This is a genomic window from Paraburkholderia sp., assembly GCF_004298475.1.
Lineage (GTDB): Bacteria > Pseudomonadota > Gammaproteobacteria > Burkholderiales > Burkholderiaceae > Paraburkholderia > Paraburkholderia denitrificans.
This window is the reverse complement of record NZ_SCRP01000022.1, coordinates 120337-140363: the sequence shown is the minus strand read 5'-3', so window position 1 is coordinate 140363 and position 20027 is coordinate 120337. Positions and strand designations below refer to the sequence as shown.

18 protein-coding genes and 1 tRNA gene are annotated in these 20027 nt (G+C 64.4%); 8 read left to right on the top strand and 11 right to left on the bottom strand.

From position 1 onward, the window contains the following. Positions 1-6 precede the first annotated feature (6 nt). Complete coding sequence (corA, locus tag EPN59_RS11860; RefSeq protein WP_293039802.1) at positions 7-984, top strand: magnesium/cobalt transporter CorA; 978 nt, start codon at positions 7-9, stop codon at positions 982-984. 93 nt (positions 985-1077) lie between these two features. Here the strand turns inward: corA and EPN59_RS11855 are convergent, their stop codons facing one another. The 8 genes from EPN59_RS11855 to recA all read right to left on the bottom strand — a co-directional run bounded on the left by EPN59_RS11855 (position 1078) and on the right by recA (position 9606). Then, entirely contained in the window at positions 1078-2868 is a 1791-nt protein-coding gene (locus EPN59_RS11855) for an O-antigen ligase family protein (RefSeq protein ID WP_293039800.1), read from the bottom strand. A 259-nt stretch (positions 2869-3127) separates the two neighbouring features. After that, positions 3128-3775: a pilin gene (locus EPN59_RS11850; protein WP_293039866.1), complete on the bottom strand. Its 648-nt coding sequence runs from the start codon at positions 3773-3775 to the stop codon at positions 3128-3130. Positions 3776-3886: 111 nt separating this feature from the next. After that, the gene (locus EPN59_RS11845; RefSeq protein WP_293039798.1) at positions 3887-4627 is read right to left on the bottom strand and encodes a TerC family protein; all 741 of its coding nucleotides are present in this window, start codon (positions 4625-4627) and stop codon (positions 3887-3889) included. Positions 4628-4837: 210 nt separating this feature from the next. Beyond that, complete coding sequence (sucD, locus tag EPN59_RS11840; RefSeq protein WP_293039796.1) at positions 4838-5719, bottom strand: succinate--CoA ligase subunit alpha; 882 nt, start codon at positions 5717-5719, stop codon at positions 4838-4840. Positions 5720-5808: 89 nt separating this feature from the next. Next, on the bottom strand, positions 5809-6975 hold the full coding sequence (gene sucC, locus EPN59_RS11835; protein ID WP_293046080.1) for an ADP-forming succinate--CoA ligase subunit beta: 1167 nt from the start codon (positions 6973-6975) through the stop codon (positions 5809-5811). 67 nt (positions 6976-7042) lie between these two features. After that, complete coding sequence (locus tag EPN59_RS11830; RefSeq protein WP_293039863.1) at positions 7043-7711, bottom strand: DUF2889 domain-containing protein; 669 nt, start codon at positions 7709-7711, stop codon at positions 7043-7045. A gap of 118 nt (positions 7712-7829) precedes the next feature. Then, positions 7830-8519, bottom strand: coding sequence for a recombination regulator RecX (gene recX / locus EPN59_RS11825; protein WP_293039792.1), 690 nt, complete (start codon positions 8517-8519; stop codon positions 7830-7832). A 7-nt stretch (positions 8520-8526) separates the two neighbouring features. After that, positions 8527-9606, bottom strand: coding sequence for a recombinase RecA (gene recA / locus EPN59_RS11820; protein ID WP_293039790.1), 1080 nt, complete (start codon positions 9604-9606; stop codon positions 8527-8529). 208 nt (positions 9607-9814) lie between these two features. Between recA and EPN59_RS11815 the strand changes: the two genes are divergently transcribed. From EPN59_RS11815 to EPN59_RS11785, 7 genes are all read left to right on the top strand, one after another. Continuing rightward, entirely contained in the window at positions 9815-10651 is an 837-nt protein-coding gene (locus EPN59_RS11815; RefSeq protein WP_293039789.1) for a response regulator transcription factor, read from the top strand. A 12-nt stretch (positions 10652-10663) separates the two neighbouring features. Then, a complete protein-coding gene (locus EPN59_RS11810) occupies positions 10664-12256 on the top strand; it encodes a sensor histidine kinase (RefSeq protein ID WP_293039787.1) in 1593 nt (530 codons plus the stop codon). A gap of 89 nt (positions 12257-12345) precedes the next feature. Beyond that, complete coding sequence (locus tag EPN59_RS11805; protein ID WP_293046077.1) at positions 12346-14004, top strand: MFS transporter; 1659 nt, start codon at positions 12346-12348, stop codon at positions 14002-14004. Positions 14005-14107: 103 nt separating this feature from the next. Further along, a tRNA-Met gene (locus EPN59_RS11800) sits at positions 14108-14184 on the top strand. A gap of 100 nt (positions 14185-14284) precedes the next feature. After that, positions 14285-15904, top strand: a complete 1620-nt coding sequence (locus EPN59_RS11795; RefSeq protein ID WP_293035711.1) for a site-specific integrase — start codon at positions 14285-14287, stop codon at positions 15902-15904. 70 nt (positions 15905-15974) lie between these two features. Continuing rightward, positions 15975-16262 carry a hypothetical protein gene (locus EPN59_RS11790; protein WP_293035714.1) on the top strand — a complete coding sequence of 96 codons (288 nt, stop codon included), beginning with the start codon at positions 15975-15977 and terminating at the stop codon, positions 16260-16262. An 8-nt stretch (positions 16263-16270) separates the two neighbouring features. Continuing rightward, positions 16271-17002, top strand: coding sequence for a hypothetical protein (locus EPN59_RS11785; RefSeq protein ID WP_293035717.1), 732 nt, complete (start codon positions 16271-16273; stop codon positions 17000-17002). A gap of 56 nt (positions 17003-17058) precedes the next feature. On the opposite strand, the gene EPN59_RS11780 is transcribed toward EPN59_RS11785, so the two are convergent. The 3 genes from EPN59_RS11780 to EPN59_RS11770 all read right to left on the bottom strand — a co-directional run bounded on the left by EPN59_RS11780 (position 17059) and on the right by EPN59_RS11770 (position 19626). Continuing rightward, positions 17059-17571: a DUF6876 family protein gene (locus EPN59_RS11780; RefSeq protein ID WP_293035721.1), complete on the bottom strand. Its 513-nt coding sequence runs from the start codon at positions 17569-17571 to the stop codon at positions 17059-17061. 325 nt (positions 17572-17896) lie between these two features. Then, positions 17897-19051: a plasmid replication initiator TrfA gene (trfA, locus tag EPN59_RS11775; RefSeq protein WP_293035724.1), complete on the bottom strand. Its 1155-nt coding sequence runs from the start codon at positions 19049-19051 to the stop codon at positions 17897-17899. Beyond that, positions 19048-19626, bottom strand: coding sequence for a hypothetical protein (locus tag EPN59_RS11770; RefSeq protein ID WP_293035727.1), 579 nt, complete (start codon positions 19624-19626; stop codon positions 19048-19050). The genes trfA and EPN59_RS11770 overlap by 4 nt, the downstream gene beginning before the upstream one ends. Positions 19627-20027 lie beyond the last annotated feature (401 nt).

The following is a 20027-nucleotide window of genomic DNA, read 5'->3' as shown; positions in this document are numbered from 1 at the left end:
CCGGCCATGCTGATCAACTGCGCCGCGTACCAGGATGGCAAGAAGCTCGCCGATATCAAGATCGACGACATCAGCGACTACGTCGCCAAACCCGAATGCTTCGTCTGGGTTGCGCTGAAAGACCCGGAACCAGCCGAACTCGAGGCGATGAAAGAGGAATTCGGCCTGCACGAACTTGCCATCGAAGACGTCCAGAACGGTCACCAGCACCCGAAAATCGAGGAGTACGGCGACTCGCTATTCGCGGTGCTGCACACGATCGAGATGGACGAGAACGACGAATTCGTGATCGGCGAAATCGATATCTTTGCAGGCGAAAATTACGTGCTCTCCGTGCGCAACCGGACGCGTCACGGCTTCCAGGAAGTTCGTACCCGCTGCGAGCGGGAACCGAATCTGCTCAAGGAAGGCTCGGGTTTCGTGCTGTATGCGCTGATCGACACGGTCGTCGACCGCTATTTCCCGATTCTCGAAACGCTCTCCGCGAAACTCGAAGAGATCGAAGACCGCATCTTCGAGAAACATACGCTCGCGCAGTCGCGCGCGATCATCGAGGATCTCTACTCGCTCAAGCGCAGACTCGTGGCCCTGCAGCAGCGCGTCGCGCCGTTGCTCGAAAGTCTCAGCAAACTGACGGGCGGCCGCATCCCGCGCATTTGCTCAGGCATGGCCGCCTACTTCCGCGACGTCTACGATCATCTCGAACGGATTGTGCGGACGGTCGAAGGCCGTCGTGAAATGACCGTGACCGCGGTGCAGGTAAATCTCGGCATGATCTCGCTTGCCGAAAACGAAGTGACCAAGCGTCTCGGCGCGTTCGCCGCGCTCTTTGCCGTGCCGACCATGATCGCCGGTATCTACGGGATGAACTTCCAGAACATTCCTGAACTGCATCTGCCGTTCGGCTATCAGATCTGCCTTGCCGCGATGCTGGTGATCGACCTGATCCTGTTCTGGCGATTCAAGGCCGCAGGCTGGCTCTGAGCGCTCGCGCATGCGGCTGAGCCCCTCGCTCACGCCGCGCGCGTGCCTCAGCGGCTAATCACAGCGGTCAATCACAGCGATTAATCGCAGCGGTCAGTCGCTGGCGTCGTCGTCCGATTCGATCGGTTGCGCGGGCGCGCCGTACTTCTTCATCAGGGCAGCCCTGAAGCCCTTGAGCGCCGGTTGCCGGTCGGTCAAGCCGTAGAGTTCGGCGAGTTGCTTCGGCCAGTCGCGCAGCTCCACCGCGAAGATCTTCAGCCGCGCAACGGTATCCATTGCCCCTGCCATGTCGCCACCGTACGCCTGCAGTGCCGCGTAACGGCGCAGCACCGTCTCGCCGGGCAGCAGCGAAATCGCACGCCGATGCGCGTAGAGCTTGGACGCGAGATTCGACCCATCCATCGGCAGCAGCGTGGCCATGCCGTAGTCGCCCCATCCGCGGAACAGGAACGACGGCGCTTCGCTGTACTCCTGCGCGGGATGGTCGCCGTAGTAGAGCACCTCGGAGCGGTTGTAGTCGCGCAGCACGGGATAGAGCGACACGATCCCGCCCGCCACGACGATCGCGAACACGCCGAGCGAGACGCCCGGCGGCACGAAGCGCAGCGGCCGGGTTTCGAGCAGGCCGAACACGAACATCGCGGGCAGCAGGAAGAACATGTACTGCTGCGGATATTCGACGAGCGCATGCATGACGAGCGCGCCGATCAACATCAAGCCGAACACGCGCTCCGGCGTGTGCGTTGCGCTCAGTGCGCGCACGAACCAGGCCAGCAGGCCGAGCAGCACGATCGTGAGGCCGATCAAACCAGTCTTGGCGAGCAGATCGATGAAGATGTCATGCGCGTTGTTGGCGATCTCGACGCCGCCCAGCGCGCGCACCAGTTCGAACTGGTGAAGCGGGAACTCGCCCCAGCCGACGCCCAGCAACGGATGCGACTTGAACATCGTCAAACCGTAGCGCCACAGTGCGAGACGCGGCGCGATCTGTCCGGCGTCCTTGAAACGGTCCGCCGCGGACACGTCGAGCTGAAGGTCGTAGCGCACGTTGGCCCAGCGCACGTACGCGTTCACGCCGATGAAGATCAGCAGCAGCACCACCGGCAGCAGCCAGTCGCGCAGCGTGCCGCGCCGGCCGGCCTCCGTCACGTCACGGCGCATGCCCGCGAACGCGATCCAGAAGCCCCCGACGATGATCACCGCCATCTGCAGCCACGGGCCGCGCGACACGGTGAGCGCCAGACCGCCCGCAAAGATCGCGGAAAGCACCGCCCACAGCACGACGTGCAGGCGGCGCGTCTGCACGAGGAAAAGACACGCGGCCATCGCGAATGCGATATACGTCGCGAGGTGGTTGGCCTGCGCCATGTTGCCGAACGGCCGGCGATCGGTCGTGATGTTGTACGCGACGACGAGCGGCGCAAACTTCGCTTCGAGGTGGAACAGTTGAACGACCTGGCTGAACACCGCGAAGAGTCCGCCGAGCAGCAGCGCAAAGGCGGCCCACACCAACGCGGTTTGCGTCTGCCGCACGCGCGCGATGCCGTAACCCGCCAGCGTTGCCATGAACGCGGCGAGCAGATAACCGGCGCCAAGCCAGTTCATCAACGGCTGCGTCACGGGCAGCGCGACGATCTGAACGATCAGGAACAGGCCGAATGCGAGGGGCACGAGCGCAACCGAGGGCGTCGCGAAACCGATCGCAGGCTGCGCCGAGCGCACGAGCAGCACCACGGCAGCGCCGACGAACAACCAGAGCGCCAGCGACGTGAATTCCGCGTAGAACGTCGGCATCGGGTAGGTGTGGTTGACGACGGCATACGGCAGGGTCAACGCAACAGCCAGCAAGAAAAACGTAAGAAAACGCGTGAAATTGGAAGGCATAAGTCGGCGGGGGCGTCAGCAACCGGCGCACTATACAAAACTTTTCCCGCTCTGTGCGGGCTCTCTCCTTGTTGCGCGCGAGCGCGCACGCTTTTTGCCGTTCACGGGCGCGGGCCTGGCGGCGCGGCGGCCGGGTGCCTGCGCCGCCCCGCTCTTCACGATGCCGAGCCTCACGGTGCGTTACCGCGACTGACCGCGCACGATTGGTTGAGTTCGCCCCTAAAGTGCACGGCGCACCTCGAAGCCGCGTCAGACCTCATCAGGCTCTGCAGTCGGGCGGCGCGAGATTCGACGGCAGCGTCGCGGCTTCGGCCGGCGCTGGCCCGGCGCCTGGCGCGCCCAGCGACGACGCCATCTTGCTGCCCGCGAAACACTCCCACGTGACGGTGCCGCCCTGCATGCTGCCCCGTGCGAGCGCGACGCGGCCGGTAGGCGCCTCGGCGTTGTCCGGCACCGAGGGAACCAGCACGAGCGTGTTGCTTCCCGTCGGCGCAACCCGCGTGGTGAAGGCGACGGCGATCTGGCCGTTCGTGTCGTCGACCCGCACCGATTCGACGTTGCGCGTAGCGGGCGGCGACGAGAACCCGGCAGAAAACGCGTTGCCGCTCGCGGCGTTTTCCGCGACCGCGAGCCGTGCTGACGACGCGAGCGACAACCCCTCGCCGACGCGGCTGCGCGCCAGATAGTCCTGATACGCGGGAATGGCGTAGGCGGCGATCACGCCGACGATGGCAAGCACGATCATCAGTTCGATCAGCGTAAAACCACCGGGCGCGAGGCGGCCCACGTTCCGCACGATCGGCGCGAACCTGGCCGACGCGACGGCCTGAGCGCGCGAGCACGCGTGCAGCAAACGCCAGCGCGACACGGCAGCGGGCGCTTGCGCGAGAAAAACAGTGACGGTCATCATCCGGGCTCCAGAAACAAGAAACGCCTGTCCACGAAAGGTGAACAGGCGTCTTCATCGTATCGGCGGGGCCCGCTGCGGGACAGCCAGCCGAATGGCGTAGGAACCGGCTTACGGCTTGTTTGCCCCCTGCTCCACGTGCGCGGCGCGCGCCACCGCGCGCCGCGCCTGGCGGCACTTGAGCAGGTGACCGAGCCCCATGACGAACACCGCGCCCGCCGCGGCCATGCCGTACTCGGCGACCGGCGTATCGAGCAGCGGCCAGCGGTCGCCCGCCGGATCGTTGACGATGAGCCCGCCCGCGATCCAGCCGAGCAGCCCCGCGCCCAGCGTGACGATGACCGGAAAACGATCGAGCAGCCGCAGCACGATCTGGCTGCCCCACACGATCAGCGGAATGCTCACCATCAACCCGAAGATGACCAGACCGGTGCGGTGCGCCGGATCGGCGGCCTCGGCCGCGCCCGCAATCGCCACGACATTGTCGAGGCTCATCACCGCGTCGGCGACGATGATCGTCTTGATCGCGCCGAGCAGCTTTCCGGCAGGCTTCACCTCGGCGTGTTCGAGATGCGCCGGGGCGAGCAGCCGCACGCCGATCCACAGGAGCAGCATGCCGGCGGCGAACTTCAGCAGCGGCACGTTGAGCAGCAGGACGGCGAACGAGATCAGCACGACACGCAGCGCAATCGCGCCCACCGTGCCCCACAGGATGCCGCGCAGACGTTGTTGCGCGGGCAGGTCGCGGCACGCGAGCGCGATGACGACGGCGTTGTCGCCGCCGAGCAGGATATCGATGACGATGATCTGAACGACAGCGCCCCAGTTGAGCGACGCGAGAAACTCAGTCATGAAAGCAGTGGCGAGAACGGTGAGCGGTCAGCGCAAAAGCGCGGTGAGAGACAACCCCGGCAGGCACGAACACGAATCAGGCGGCCAATAAAAAAGCGAGGTTGCCATCACTGGCTCCCTCGCTTTCTGTCGGGAACCCTTATGAAAGGATTCCGCAAGCATACCAAAAACGCCGGCTACCCGCGCGAGCAGGGCCGGCGATCGGCGGTATTACAGCACGGCCTTCAGCAGACGGCCCATCTCCGACGGGTTGCGCGTCACCTTGATGCCGCAGCCGTCCATGATTTCCAGCTTCGCGTCGGCCGTATCCGCACCGCCCGAGATCAGCGCGCCGGCGTGGCCCATGCGCTTGCCCGGAGGCGCCGTGACGCCCGCGATGAAGCCGACGACCGGCTTCTTCATGTTGTCCTTGATCCAGTAAGCGGCATTGGCTTCGTCCGGACCGCCGATCTCGCCGATCATGATCACGGCGTCCGTGTCCGGATCGTCGTTGAACATCTTCATGACGTCGATGTGCTTCAGGCCGTTGATCGGATCGCCGCCGATACCGACTGCCGACGACTGGCCGAGGCCGAGCGCGGTCAGCTGCGCGACGGCTTCATACGTCAGCGTGCCCGAACGCGACACGACGCCGATGCGGCCCTTCTTGTGGATGTGACCCGGCATGATGCCGATCTTCAGCTCGTCCGGCGTGATCGTGCCGGGGCAGTTCGGGCCGAGGAGCAGCGTCTTGCGGCCTTCGCGGCGCATGCGGTCCTTCACTGCGATCATGTCGCGAACCGGAATGCCTTCCGTGATGCAGATCGCGAGATCGAGGTCGGCCTCGACGGCTTCCCAGATCGCAGCAGCGGCGCCTGCGGGCGGCACGTAGATGACCGACACGTTCGCGCCGGTCGCTTCCTTCGCTTCGCGCACGTTCGCGTAGATGGGAATGCCCTCGAAGTCCTCGCCGGCCTTCTTCGGGTTCACGCCCGCGACGTATGCTTCGCGGCCGTTGGCGTACTCACGGCAGGCGCGCGTGTGGAACTGACCGGTCTTGCCGGTGATGCCCTGCGTGATGACCTTGGTGTCTTTGTTGATCAGAATCGACATGTATTGACCTCTGTTCGCCTGGCGTTGCGTTGCGTCACGTCGGCTGCGGCTTTCGCGCCGTCGCCCCGCCATTCGGTATGCGGTGAAAATTACTTGCCTTCGGCAGCCGCGACAACCTTCTGCGCGGCTTCTTCCATGCTGTCCGCCGAGATGATCGGCAGGCCCGAATCGGCCAGCATCTTCTTGCCGAGGTCCTCGTTCGTGCCCTTCATGCGCACGACGAGCGGCACCTTCAGGTCCACCGCCTTCGAAGCGGCGATCACGCCTTCGGCGATCACGTCGCAACGCATGATGCCGCCGAAGATGTTCACGAGGATCGCCTTCAGGCCCGGGTTCTTCAGCATCAGCTTGAACGCTTCGGTGACCTTTTCGGTCGTCGCGCCGCCGCCGACGTCGAGGAAGTTCGCCGGTTCGCCGCCGAACAGCTTGATGGTGTCCATCGTCGCCATCGCGAGGCCTGCGCCGTTCACGAGACAGCCGATGTCGCCGTCGAGCGAGATGTACGCGAGGTCGAACTTCGACGCTTCGATTTCAGCCGGATCTTCTTCGTCCAGGTCGCGGTACGCGACGATTTCCGGGTGACGGAACAGCGCGTTCGAGTCGAAGTTGAACTTCGCGTCGAGTGCGATGACCTTGCCGTCGCCGGTCAGGATCAGCGGGTTGATTTCGGCGAGCGATGCGTCGGTTTCCCAGAACGCCTTGTAGAGACCCTGCAGGATCGCGCGGGCTTGCGGGACCGAAGCGTCGGGCACGCCGATCTTCTTCGCGAGGTCGTCGGCTTCTGCGTCCTGCAGACCCTTCGACGGATCCACGGCGATCTTGTGGATCGCTTCCGGCGTCTTGGCGGCCACCTCTTCGATGTCCATGCCGCCTTCGCTCGAACCCATCACGACGACCTTCTGCGAGACGCGGTCGATCACGAGGCCGACATACAGTTCCTTCTTGATGTCAGCGCCTTCTTCGATCAGCAGACGGTTGACCTTCTGGCCTTCCGGACCGGTCTGGTGCGTGACGAGCTGCATGCCGAGGATCTGGTTCGAATATTCGCGGACTTGCTCCAGCGACTTCGCAACCTTCACGCCGCCGCCCTTGCCGCGGCCGCCTGCGTGGATCTGCGCCTTGACGACCCACACCGGGCCGCCCAGCTCTTCGGCGGCCTTGACCGCGTCATCCACCGAAAACACCGGCTTGCCGCGCGGTACCGCGACCCCGAATTTCCGCAGGATTTCCTTACCCTGGTACTCGTGAATCTTCATGCGTGATTCCCTTCAGTCTGAGAGTTGGATTGGACTTCGTTTCCGCTGTTGTTATTCGTGCGTGACGTCATCGACCTTGCGCTCGCGCGCCCGGATCGACGTCCTCGCGCACGCCGGCTGCCTCCGCGCCGCGCTCCTCGGAGAGCGGCGCATGGCCATACCAGCGCGGATAAAATTGTTTGACCGCCTCGCCGTCGAACCGCAGCGCATGGCAGCGGCCGAGCTGGAAAGGCGGCTTTTCGCCGGCGCCGGCAACCTTGCCGCTTTCCGGTCCTGACGCTTCACCCGGCGAGCCGCTCTGGGCATCCCAAACCTCTCCGGCGAACGCCTGCACCGCGGCGGTCGGCAGCACGCCGAGCATCTCGGTGAGATGCGTGCAGCCAGCCGTGCCGCCAAGACGGCGGCCCGCTTCGCGGCGGAAATTCTGGAGGAGATTGAGCCCGATGAGGGCACGATAGGCGGGATTGGAATTCTGGCACGGACGATCGTAGGGCACCCAGTCGGACGACGCTTCGGCGTCGACGACGTTGAACCTGCGATCGATCGTGATACGCAGCCAGAGTTCATGGATCGGCAGACCATTGGGCCGAACGCCTGCGGCGAGCGGCACATCGCGTGGTTTGTGGTCGGTCAGGCAGGCGTCGATATCCCACAGGCCGTCTTCGCGCTCATAGGCGACCGCCCGGATTGCACGCTGATGTCGCAACTGGCGGGGCACGGGCGAGGAAAGCGGCATGCGAAAGCTTGAGACCGGATGAAAACCGCTGGATTTTAACATACCGGGTATTTCCGACTGACAGGAACACCCTGGTAGATCAGGCCTTTACAAATGCCGTACGGCCTCAGTTTTCCGGTCAGGCCTCGTCGATGCCTTTGAGAATCTTGCCGATGATGCTCATCGAAAAACCGCGCGCAGCGAGAAATCGCGCCTGACGCGCGCGTTCGGCGGGCGTCGCGGGCAACTGGCCGTATTTCTTCTCCCAGACGGCGCGCGCGCGGGTGAGTTCGGTCTCGCGCAACTGCGCGTTCACTTCCTCGATGAGCGTGTCGTCCACTGCGTGGCGCCTGAGTTCGCTGACGATGCGCGTTGTGCCGAGCCGCGCGGCGCGGCGGTGAATCACGCTCTCGGCAAAGCGCGCGTCGGAAAGCCAGCCTTCGCCCACGAGCGCGTCGAGCACGGCTTCGAGTGCGTCGACGTCGTCGACAAACGGCATCAGCTTGCGCGAAAGCTCCGCGCGGCTGTATTCGCGGCGCGAGAGGTAGGCGAGCGCGCGGCTCTTGAGCGAACGGACGGGGCGCCGCGATTCTGCGGTGGCAGCGGTACGCGAGGAAGCGGAGCGTGCCGCACGGGCATCGGAGGTGCGCTCAAAGCGGTCGGCGCCCGCGTCGGCAACATCGTGCCCGGAATGACGAAAGCCGCGCTCGCCCTCGCGGGCGCCGCGGCTTTCCTGACCGTTGTTCTGGCCGTTGTCCAGGCCGTCACGCGGGCGGCCCGTATCATGTTGCGCCTCCGGCGCCGATGCGGACCTGCCCTTGCGAATCACGGGTGAATTACTCCTTTTCGTCCGCGATTTCGACTTCGCCGGCATTGTTGGCGTTCGCCGGCATCGCGCTCACACCGAGCGATTCGCGGATGCGGTTCTCGATCTCGCGCGCGATTTCCGGGTTCTCGCGCAGGAATTCACGCGCGTTGTCCTTGCCCTGGCCAATGCGCTCGCCGCTATAGCTGTACCACGCACCCGCCTTGTCGACGATCTTGGCCTGCACGCCGAGGTCGATGATTTCGCCCTGACGCGAGATGCCCTCGCCGTACAGAATGTCGAACACCGCTTCGCGGAACGGCGGCGCAACCTTGTTCTTCACGACCTTCACGCGCGTTTCGCTGCCGATCACTTCGTCGTTCTTCTTGATCGAGCCGATACGGCGAATGTCCAGACGCACCGACGCGTAGAACTTGAGCGCGTTGCCGCCCGTGGTGGTTTCCGGGTTGCCGAACATCACGCCGATCTTCATGCGGATCTGGTTGATGAAGATGACGAGGCAGTTGGTGCGCTTGATCGTGCCGGTGAGCTTGCGCAGCGCCTGCGACATCAGACGCGCCTGCAGACCCGGCAGCGAATCGCCCATTTCGCCTTCGATTTCGGCCTTCGGCACGAGCGCCGCGACCGAGTCGATCACGATCATGTCGATCGAGCCCGAGCGAACCAGCGCGTCGGCGATTTCGAGCGCCTGTTCGCCCGTGTCCGGCTGCGAGATGAGCAGTTCGGGCACGTTGACGCCGAGCTTCGAGGCATATTGAACGTCGAGCGCGTGTTCCGCGTCGATGAAGGCCGCGGTGCCGCCGAGCTTCTGCATTTCGGCGATCACCTGGAGCGTGAGCGTGGTCTTGCCCGACGATTCCGGACCGTAGATCTCGACCACGCGGCCGCGCGGCAGACCGCCCACGCCAAGCGCGATATCGAGGCCGAGCGAGCCGGTGGAGACCACCTGGATGTCTTCGACCGCTTCGCCGTCGCCGAGCCGCATGATCGAACCCTTGCCGAACTGCTTTTCGATCTGCGCGAGCGCGGCGGCAAGCGCCTTGCTCTTTTCAGCAGTCAGCCCAGCCGAGCCCTTCTTGCTATCTTCCATGAATCGTCCTTTGCTATGATGAACGGCATCTCGTGACGGCGCGCGAGCTTGTTGAGGTTAATACCCGAGCTAATGCGCGCGAACGCAGATACTGTATAAAAAAACAGTGGTTTTAGCAAGCCCCACGCTCACCAAAACCGCGAAATTTCGGGAGACCGCCGCGCGCCACGCAAGCCCGGCGCAGGCCTGGAGACGACGCGCACGCACCATGCGAATTCTCATTGCCGAAGACGACAGCATACTCGCGGACGGACTCGTCAGATCACTCCGCCAATCGGGCTATGCCGTCGATTACGTCAAGAACGGCATCGACGCCGATACCGCGCTGTCGATGCAAAACTTCGACCTGCTGATCCTCGATCTGGGCCTGCCGAAAATGCCGGGCCTCGAAGTGCTGCGCCGCCTGCGCGGACGCAATTCCACGCTTCCCGTGCTGATCCTCACGGCCGCCGACAGCGTCGACCAGCGCGTGAAAGGCCTCGACCTCGGCGCCGACGACTACATGGCCAAACCCTTCGCGCTCAACGAACTCGAAGCGCGCGTGCGCGCGCTCACGCGGCGCGGCGCGGGCGGCGGGCCGACCATGGTGCGTCACGGCGCGCTGTCGTTCGACCAGGTGGGGCGCATCGCGCGCATCAACGACCATGTGCTCGATCTCTCGGCGCGCGAACTCGGCCTGCTCGAAGTGCTCATGCAGCGCCTCGGGCGCCTTGTATCGAAGGAGCAGCTCGTCGATCACCTGTGCGAATGGGGCGAGGAAGTCAGCAACAACGCGATCGAGGTCTACGTCCACCGGCTGCGCAAGAAGCTCGAAGCGGGCGGCGGCGTGCGGATCGTGACCGTGCGCGGGCTCGGCTATTGCCTCGAGAAAGAACCGTCGGCGGGCACGAACGGCGCAGCACAGGGGGCAGCGCAACCAGCCGCAACACAACCGGCCGCGGCGCAATCGGGTACACAACCGGCTGCACAACCAGGTGCACAACCGGCTGAGGCAGGCGCCGCCGGCACGCCGCCCGCGATGCCGGCCAGCCACTATTACAAATAGCCAGGCTTGAAGATGGCCGAGCCCGCCCGCGCCTCGCCGCCGTCCGTCCCCGCGACCGATACGCTCGACGACGAAGCGCGCGACGCCCGTTACGCAAATCCCTTCGCGCCGCCGGACGAAACCGAAGCCGCCGCGCAGGCCCGCCCGCGCTCGCTCTTCGGCGAGATTCTCGACTGGATGCTCGCGCCGCTCCTGCTGCTCTGGCCGATGAGCATCGCGGTGACCTACCTCGTGGCGAAGTCGATTGCGAACGGCCCGTTCGACCGCGCGCTCGAAACCGACGCCTACGTGCTCGCGCGCCAGATCCACCCGGTCAACGGCGTCGCGGAACTCTCGCTGCCCGCCTCCGCGCGCGACTTCCTGCGCGCCGACAACGTCGACAATGTGTTCTTCCAGGTGCTCGGCAGCCGCGGCGAACTCGTCGGCGGCGACCGCGACATGCCGCTGCCGCGCGAAGACGATCGTCCGCCGCCGGGCCTCGTGCAGTTTCGCGACGACACGCTGCACGGCATCGACATCCGCGTCGCCTACACGACCGTCGAGCTGCCGCAGATGCCCGGCGCGCAACCCGCACTCGTCCAGGTGGCCGAGACGCTCGACAAGCGCCGCCAGCTCGCCAACGACATCATCAAAGGCGTGATCCTGCCGCAGTTCGTGATCCTGCCGCTCGCGATCCTGCTGGTGTGGTTCGGGCTTTCGCGCGGACTCGCACCGCTGCACGCGCTGCAATCGAACCTGCGCATGCGCCGCCCAGACGACCTCTCGCCGCTCGAAGCGCGGCGCGCGCCGCCCGAAATCGAGCCGCTCGTCACGTCGTTCAACGATTTGCTGACGCGTCTCGAACAGAACATCGAACTGCAAAAGCGCTTTATCGCCGACGCGGCGCATCAGATGAAAACGCCGCTCGCCGGGCTGCGGACGCAGGCCGAACTCGCGCTGCGCCAGGATGCGTCGCCCGAGGTGCATCGTTCGCTCGAACAGATTGCGACGAGCTCCGAACATGCGGCGCGGCTCGTCACGCAACTGCTCGCGCTCGCGCGCGCCGAAAACCGCATGTCGGGACAGGTCTTCACGCCGGTGGACGTCGCCGACGTTGCGCGCCTCGCCGTGCGCGACTGGGTTCAGCCGGCGCTCGCGAAGCAGATGGACCTCGGCTACGAAGGGCCGCTCGCGAACGACGACGGCGAATACGCCGCGCCCGTCGAAGTCGACGGCAATCCGGTGATGCTGCGCGAGATGCTCTCGAACCTGATCGACAACGCGATCCGCTACACGCCCGCGGGCGGGCGGATCACCGTGCGCGTGCGTCCGCAACCGACGGCAGGCGTCGTGCACCTCGAAGTCGAGGATACCGGGCTGGGCATCCCGGCCGCCGAGCGCGGCCGCGTGATCGAGCGCTTCTACCGCATCCTCGGACGCGAAGGCGACGGCAGCGGCCTCGGCCTCGCGATCGTCCGCGAGATTGCGACGATGCACGGCGGCACGCTCGCCATCGAGGACAACGTCTATCAGCAATCGCCGCGGCTCGCGGGAACGCTCGTGCGCGTGACGCTGCGGCTGCGCGCGGCGGCGCCTGGCGCATCGGGAAACATCGCGCGAGGCTGACGCGGGTGCGCTGTTAAAAACAGCGCTTACCAAAGCGGGCCGCCCGCCAGGCGGACCCGACGTATAGCAATACTGGATCGGAGAAATCCATGGCAACGGTTGGCGGACAGGCTTCACACGCGCCGATGACGCGCGACGAAAAGCGCGTGATATTCGCGTCGTCGCTCGGCACCGTGTTCGAGTGGTACGACTTCTATCTGGCCGGCTCGCTCGCGGCCTACATCAGCAAGAGCTTCTTCTCCGGCGTCAACCCGACCGCAGCCTTCATCTTCACGCTACTCGGCTTCGCAGCGGGCTTCGCCGTGCGTCCGTTCGGCGCGATCGTATTCGGCCGGCTGGGCGACCTCGTCGGGCGCAAGCACACGTTTCTCGTGACGATCGTGATCATGGGCAGCTCGACCTTCGTGGTGGGCTTCCTGCCTGGCTACGCGGCAATCGGCTTCGCCTCGCCCGTGATCTTCATCGCCATGCGCCTGTTGCAGGGCCTCGCGCTCGGCGGCGAATACGGCGGCGCTGCGACCTATGTCGCCGAACACGCGCCGACCGGACGCCGCGGCTTCTATACATCGTGGATCCAGACGACCGCGACGCTCGGACTCTTTCTCTCGCTGCTCGTGATCCTCGGCGTGCGCACGTCGGTCGGCGAAGAGCAGTTCGCCGCCTGGGGCTGGCGCATCCCGTTCGTCGCGTCGATCCTGCTGCTCGCCGTGTCGGTCTGGATCCGTCTGCGGCTCGACGAATCGCCTGCATTCCAGCGCATCAAGGCTGCGGGCAAGGTGTCGAAGGCGCCGCTCGCGGAAGCGTTCGGCCAGTGGAAAAACCTGAAGATCGTGCTCCTCGCGCTGGTCGGCCTGACGGCCGGGCAGGCCGTCGTCTGGTACACGGGCCAGCTCTATACGCTCTTCTTTCTCACGCAGACGCTCAAGGTGGACGGCGCGAGCGCGAATATCCTGATCGCGCTCGCGCTCCTGATCGGCACGCCGTTCTTCCTGTTCTTCGGCGCGCTTTCGGACAAGATCGGCCGCAAGCCGATCATCATGGCGGGCTGTCTGATCGCGGCGCTCACCTACTTCCCGCTCTTCAAGGCGCTCACGCACTTCGCCAACCCGGCGCTCGAAGCCGCGACGCAGCGCGCGCCGATCGTCGTGATCGCAAATCCCGACGAGTGCTCGTTCCAGTTCAACCCGGTCGGCACGGCGCAGTTCACATCCTCGTGCGACATCGCGAAGGGTGCGTTGTCGCGGGCCGGTTTGAACTACTCGAACGTGGCGGCGCCGGTGGGCACGATCGCGCAGATCAGGGTGGGCGACACGGTGATCGACGCATTCGACGGCAAGGCCGAAGGCGCCAGGGAAAAAGGCGCGGCATTCGACAAGCTGCTTGCCGCGACGCTGGAGGCAGCCGGTTACCCGGCTAAAGCCGACCCGGGACAGCTCAACTGGGCGATGACCGTGGTGATCCTGACGATCCTCGTCATCTTCGTGACGATGGTGTACGGGCCGCTCGCGGCCATGCTCGTGGAGATGTTCCCGACGCGGATTCGCTACACGTCGATGTCGCTGCCGTATCACATCGGCAACGGCTGGTTTGGCGGGTTCCTGCCTGCGACCGCGTTCGCGATCGTGGCGGCGAATGGCGATATCTACTCGGGGCTCTGGTATCCGATCGTCATTGCGCTCATGACCTTCGTGGCCGGGACGCTGTTTCTCAAGGAAACCCGGGACTCGGATATTGATGCGCGGGATTGAGGCAGGGGTTTTGTAGCGTTGTCAGGCTGCCGGGCGGTTCTGCGAAAAAATCGTCGGGTTGGGGTTGACAGCCCAGGGCTGCCTCGGCATAATTCGCTTCTTCGGCGAATTAGCTCAGTCGGTTAGAGCGACGGAATCATAATCCGCAGGTCCGGGGTTCGAGTCCCTGATTCGCCACCAAATCTCGAAAAGCCTTGTAGATCATCGATCTGCAAGGCTTTTCTCATTTTTGGCGTCCAGGGAACAACTCCAAGAAACGACACACCTGGAGTTCGAACCCATGCCGTGTGTCCGCCTGCCCTCCCATCTCCATCGCTCGCCGTACGGCGTCTACCATTTCCGCCTAGTCCTGCCCGCCGCGCTCGCCGAAGCCGCCGGCACCCGGGAGATCTGGCGTAGCCTGCGAACCAAAGATCCGGTTCGCGCTACACTGCTCGCCTACTCCCTCAACATCCGCTTCAAGCTGCTGCTCATGGCCAAGCCGACCGTTCAAGACCTGCTCAAACTCACCCAGGACGAGTTCCAGCAACTGACGATCAAAGGCTTGCAGGTGGGCGGGTTCCGCGCCGAGAGCGTCCATTTAGACAACTCGACGCCGGAAGCCTTCAAACGCGACCAGGAAGCGCTGCACGGTTTGCTCAACGCGTTTGCGGCCGTCCCGCATATTCCGCCATCGGCTGACGAGATCGCTGCGGCGGAAGCTGAAGCGGAGGCCGGCCGGAAGCTTCGCGAAGGCGCACGCACCAAACCGCTTGAGGAATGCATCCCGCTGTACCTGAGCAGCAAGGGCGGCCTGGCCCCTTCCTCGTATGAGGATTACAAGGCCGGGCTCAAGGCGTTCGCGCGATGGGCCCATGAAGCGACGCCGATTGGCCTGATCGACTGGGATACCATGCGCGGCTATTTCGATTTCCTGCGCTGGCTGCCGACCAACTACGAAAAGCGCAAGGAAAAAGAGTTCGGCAACGTCGACGCTAAGACTTTCGTCTTCGAGGCGCAGCGGGCGAACAAGCGACCCGAAGGCACGCTCAAGATCGGCACATTGATGGCTCAACAGCGGATCCTGTCCGCGTTCTTCGACTGGGCAAAAGAGGCCCGGCTGTACAAGGGCGATAACCCGGCACTCGGCCAGGTCAAGTATGACAAGATGCAAAAGGCCAAGAACGACGCGGGCCGCGGCTACGTGAAGTTCGAGCCGGACGAGATCAAGCGCATCTTCGCGCCGGAGCACTTTCAGACGTTCCGACGTCCGGACGAATACTGGACGCCGCTTCTCGGCCTCTACACCGGCGCGCGCCTGAACGAGCTTTCGCAGTTGCGAGTGACCGACATCACAAACGACGACACCCATTGGTACATCACGATCCAGCCCGATCACACCGGCGACGACGTCACCGAGACGCGCGTTAAGACGCTATCGAGCATTCGCACGGTGCCCATCCACCCCGACCTCATCACACTCGGGTTCCTCGACTACTGCGAGGGCATCCGTCGGATGGGCCATGTTCGATTGTTCCCTTACCTCAATCGCGATGTGAAAGGCAAGTTCGACAAGGATCCGGGACGGTCCTTTGCGAATCTGCTGGACGCCATCGGCATCACGGAACGGCGCAAGACGTTCCACAGCCTTCGAAAAACGATCATTCGGCGAATGAAGCGGGCCAAGGTGGAAAAGGTAGCCCGAGCAGAGTTTGCCGGGCACGGGCACCGCGACTCGCACGAACTCGATTACGCCGGGGATTACGAGGCCGACGATCTCGCCGCGCTGACCGTTGACGCCATCGCATACCCGGAGCTCGACTTGGCGGCGTTGAAGCGTCCGGCCGACGCGTTCGATGCCTACATCGCCAGGCGCATGGAACTGAAAGCACAACGCGCGGCGGCCGGCGAGGCGTCCTGACTCTCGTCTGACGGATCGATTGGCGGCATTACAATTATCGGCATCGAACCAACAGCACCAACCGCACGTCATGACATCATCGATTCCCGACGACACCGTCCGCGCCAACCTGTCCAAGCTCGACGCAGACATCTGCTTGCCGGCCGCCCAGGTCGCCCGACTGCTCGGCACGAGCGAAGCTGATCTGAAAAAGGACCGCGACGCCGACATCGGCATGCCGTACGTCCAACAAACACATCGCGGTGCGGTCGTCTATCGGGTGCAGGACGTTCGGGCTCACCTGGAAAACGAAACCAAGCTCACCGGGTCCGCGCTCGATCAATACCTTGCGCCTCTAACCCGCGCCACCGATCGCTGAGACACCTCATGCCGCGAATCAAACGCTATTTGTCCGATGAGTATGTGCTGTTTCACCTGGAGGATCTCTCCGAAGAAATCCTGCTGGTGCCAGAGCAAGTCAGCATGCTGACCGGACGCGGGCTCGAAAAATTGAAAGCGGACCGCGAGGCGGACAATCCTCCGCCCTACGTGCAGCACGAGGAAGGCAGCCCACACTATTACCGCGTCGGCGACGTGCGGGACTACCTTCGGTCGCTCAAATCGTTTCGAAACAACGCGGAGCGGGTCCGATATTTCAAGGAACACGAGATCAACGGTGCCGACGAACTGGCCCCGCTGGCCGTGGAGCGCCGAAAACGCTTCGACGCGGAAATGTCTGCCTCGGCGATGGAGCAGCGGCGTGAACTTGAAGTGCGGCGCCGCAAGGCATCACGGGAGTTCCTGGGTTTCGAGTCGTTCGACGATTACCTCACGAACGCCCTGCCGGACGACGAATGGCCCTTTACGCTCGCGAGCGGCAAACCGATCGAGTTTTTCATGTCGCTTGGCATCGGTGGCGATCATTTGCCAGGCGAAGGCGTCGAATGCCGGTGGCTATCGCTCGACGAATACCTCACCATGCGCCGGGCCGCAGCGTTGCAGGAACGCCAAGAACGCGAAGCCGCGGAACTGCGCGCCGCGGCTGACGAAGCGACCACAGAGCCGCTGCCCGCTTACGAGCGGCCGGTAGTGAGCGGCAAGTCGGCCGGCCGGTTGTAATCGAAGCACGGGCGGCCTGCGCCGCCCTGCCCTCGTCGACAGAGGCCGCTGTTCGATCAATACTCGCTCGTGAGCATCAGGTGCCAGCACGGCCCGCGTGACGTCTCGCCCCAGACAGCGTAAAGCTTGATGCCTTCGTTCAAGGGAAACGTGTGCGACGTGTAGCGCTGGGCGTACAGCGTCGTGCCGTTGCCGTCCGTGATCAGCAGCTCCGCGCTACCGTCCGCCTGCGGGTGCAGCTCGACGGTCATGAACCCGTCGTCGTAGTTCCGGCCCGGCACCTTCTGCGTCACCCACGCCATCGAATCGGTCACCAGCCAAGCGCATTGAGCGGCCTGGATCAGGAAGTGGACGCCGTCCGTGTAGACCGCGTTGCGGAACAGGACGCCCAGCCCGTAGAGGTTTTCCGTGCCTGTGAACTGGCGAAGCGCCGTGCGAAGGATGTTGGCGTCGATGGTGTCGTCCTTCGAAGGGGTTGCGTGATCTGCAGTCGTGGGAGCCTGGGGGGCGGAGGAACCGCCGCGGTTTTCGTCGTTGCCGTTCGTGGTGGGTTGTTGTGCGTTGCTCATAGCTTCTGCTCCTGGTGGTGAAGATCTGCTGCCGTGTTTCGCCTGGCGCATGAGAAGCCCTGCCGGCACCGGGGCAAGGGGCTGGCCGGAAGCCGCATGCGCGGACGACGCAGGAGGACGGGAACGGATGAGGACCAGCAGCGCAGCGTCCCTTGACCATGACGGGTTGGCGGGGCTATGCGTCGAGGAAGGCGAAACGGGGGAGCGTCACTACCGGGGAACGAGCAACGTGCAATGGGGGAACCCATCACGTCCGTGACGAGAATCGCCGCGGTGGATTCGGCCGCAGGCCGGTGTACAGGAAACGGCCCTGGAGGCCGCGTGATCAAAGCGCGACGCGGGAGCGCTGACGTGCAGCGGCCTTTTCCGCGGTTGATCGTCTGTCGTGCTCGACGGACGCATCACGGGTGTCATCGGCCAGCGGCGCGGCAGCTTGAGGCGGCACCGTCGCCACCGCAACAGGCTTGGGCGGGCGGAACAGGGAGTTCGTCGCCTTGACGACGTGCAGCTTGTCGTCCTCGATCACCGTGCCTTTTGCGAACAGCGGCGGCTCGCACGTTTGCAGTTCCTCGATCGCCTCGCGCACCTTGATCCGAACGTTGCGCAGCGCGGTGTTCACGGCCATGCCGCTCAGCTCCTGCAATCGGTCGAGCGCGATCGGAATGGGATGGCTGTGGGTCGAAAAGTAATCGTGCATCCACTTCGCCAGCGACGAACGAAGCCGAGCCTTGCGACGCAGATCGATCTCGGTCACGTCGTCGGTGAACAGCGAGACGATGAGCGGGTTGATCGAGATCATGTAGCGTCCAGAGGTCGGATCGCGCTTGACTCGTTCGATCAGGTTGACCCACACGTCCTCACCGCTTTCGCGGTTCTCGACCATCAGGAACGCCCCCATGAGCCGCTTCAACGACCGGACGATCGCCGCGTTCGTCCGCTGATCGTTCTCGCGACGATTCAGGATGCGGCACCACTCGTTCAGCGAAAACGTCACCGGCAGGCCAGCGGCCCCGGCCTGCCGTGCCGTCAGGATCGCGACTTGCCAGACTTCGCCGTCCGCCTGGTTCAAAACCTCCCCACGGTAGACCACCTTGTACTGGCTCGTCGACGCCACCCTCTTCTCGATCACGACGCCCACGATGCGAGACGCAGCGGCATCCTCGTCCGGGACGACGGTGCGAACGCAGGAGAACAGCGCGCTGCGCGACACCAAGTTGGGCACCATCGGCAAACTGGCGGGCCAATCCGCGGCCGGCGCGAAGCCACGCCCAGCGGCCCGGACGATCCCCGGCATGGGTTCAGCGCTGCGCACGACGATTGGAGCGATCGCCAGGATGTCGCTCCGCGTGGCCGATTTCTTCGGGCCGCCCAACGCCTTGCGCCGGCCGACCGAGGGCTGGCGCCCGCGCGTCGCGGCCGAAGTCCAGGCTGGAGCATCGGCGCCTGGGCGCGGAAACACCTGGCGGAGATGCGCGCTCATGCCGCCACCTCGCCGGACATGCTGAGGCCAGCCCGTGCGACTCGGCGAACGAGATCTTGCCGTCCACGCTCCGATGCAGCTTTGCGCGCGGCCAGCGCCGTGGCGAACTCGTGCTCGAATCGATCGATTCCGGCGTTGAGCGCAACGACAAGGATGGCGCGCATGACTTCGCTGACACGGGCACCGGTCCGAGCACGGATGGCCTCCATCGCCGCCCATGCCTCGTTGCCGATCGCGGCTGAGATCGTCCACTCGTGCGCCAACCGATCCGGCTGCTTACGGCGGGCCACGTGGGTCAACGCTTCAACATGGATGGCGTCGGTGAGGGCGGCATCCGCGACGGTCTCCGTGATGAGGATCCGGACGATCGTGGTGCGCGGCAGTTGCAGCGACACCTTCGTGTCAATTGCTGCGTTTTGCTCGCCGGAGATCGTGGTACTCGCGCTGTTCAGCAGGGCGGGACGGGTTGGCATGGACTGGCTCCGTGGGTTGATCCACACCCAGTAAAGCTCCAGGGCAGCAGCTTGTCGAATAACGACGGCATATATCGGCACGTTTTCGACGCTTTTTTTCACGGGACTGCGTGCGCCGATGCGTTGCGCCGTCGCCGCGTCTCGCCCCAGGGCTGACCTGTGGCTGGGCCTATGAACGAGTGTGCGGGGTCTATGAACGACGCTGCGGAACTCTATGAACGACGATGCACAACTCTATGAACGAGTGTGCAGCACCTGCCCGCTAAGCCTTGCTGGATATGGGCTCCAGCCGCGCTTAAGGTTTTATAAGATACATAAGGGGGAGCGCCCCTCGGGGGCGCGTTCCCCTCTTATATGTACATGTACGTCGTACTGTAGAAAAAGCAGCAGGAAGGTGGTTGGGAACCAGCCTGAAGGCAGTTCCCACCACCCGACCGGTTGAATCCTGTGGTTTTGCGGTGCCGGCGGGAACACCAACATCTGGGCGGCTATCGCCGCCTCGG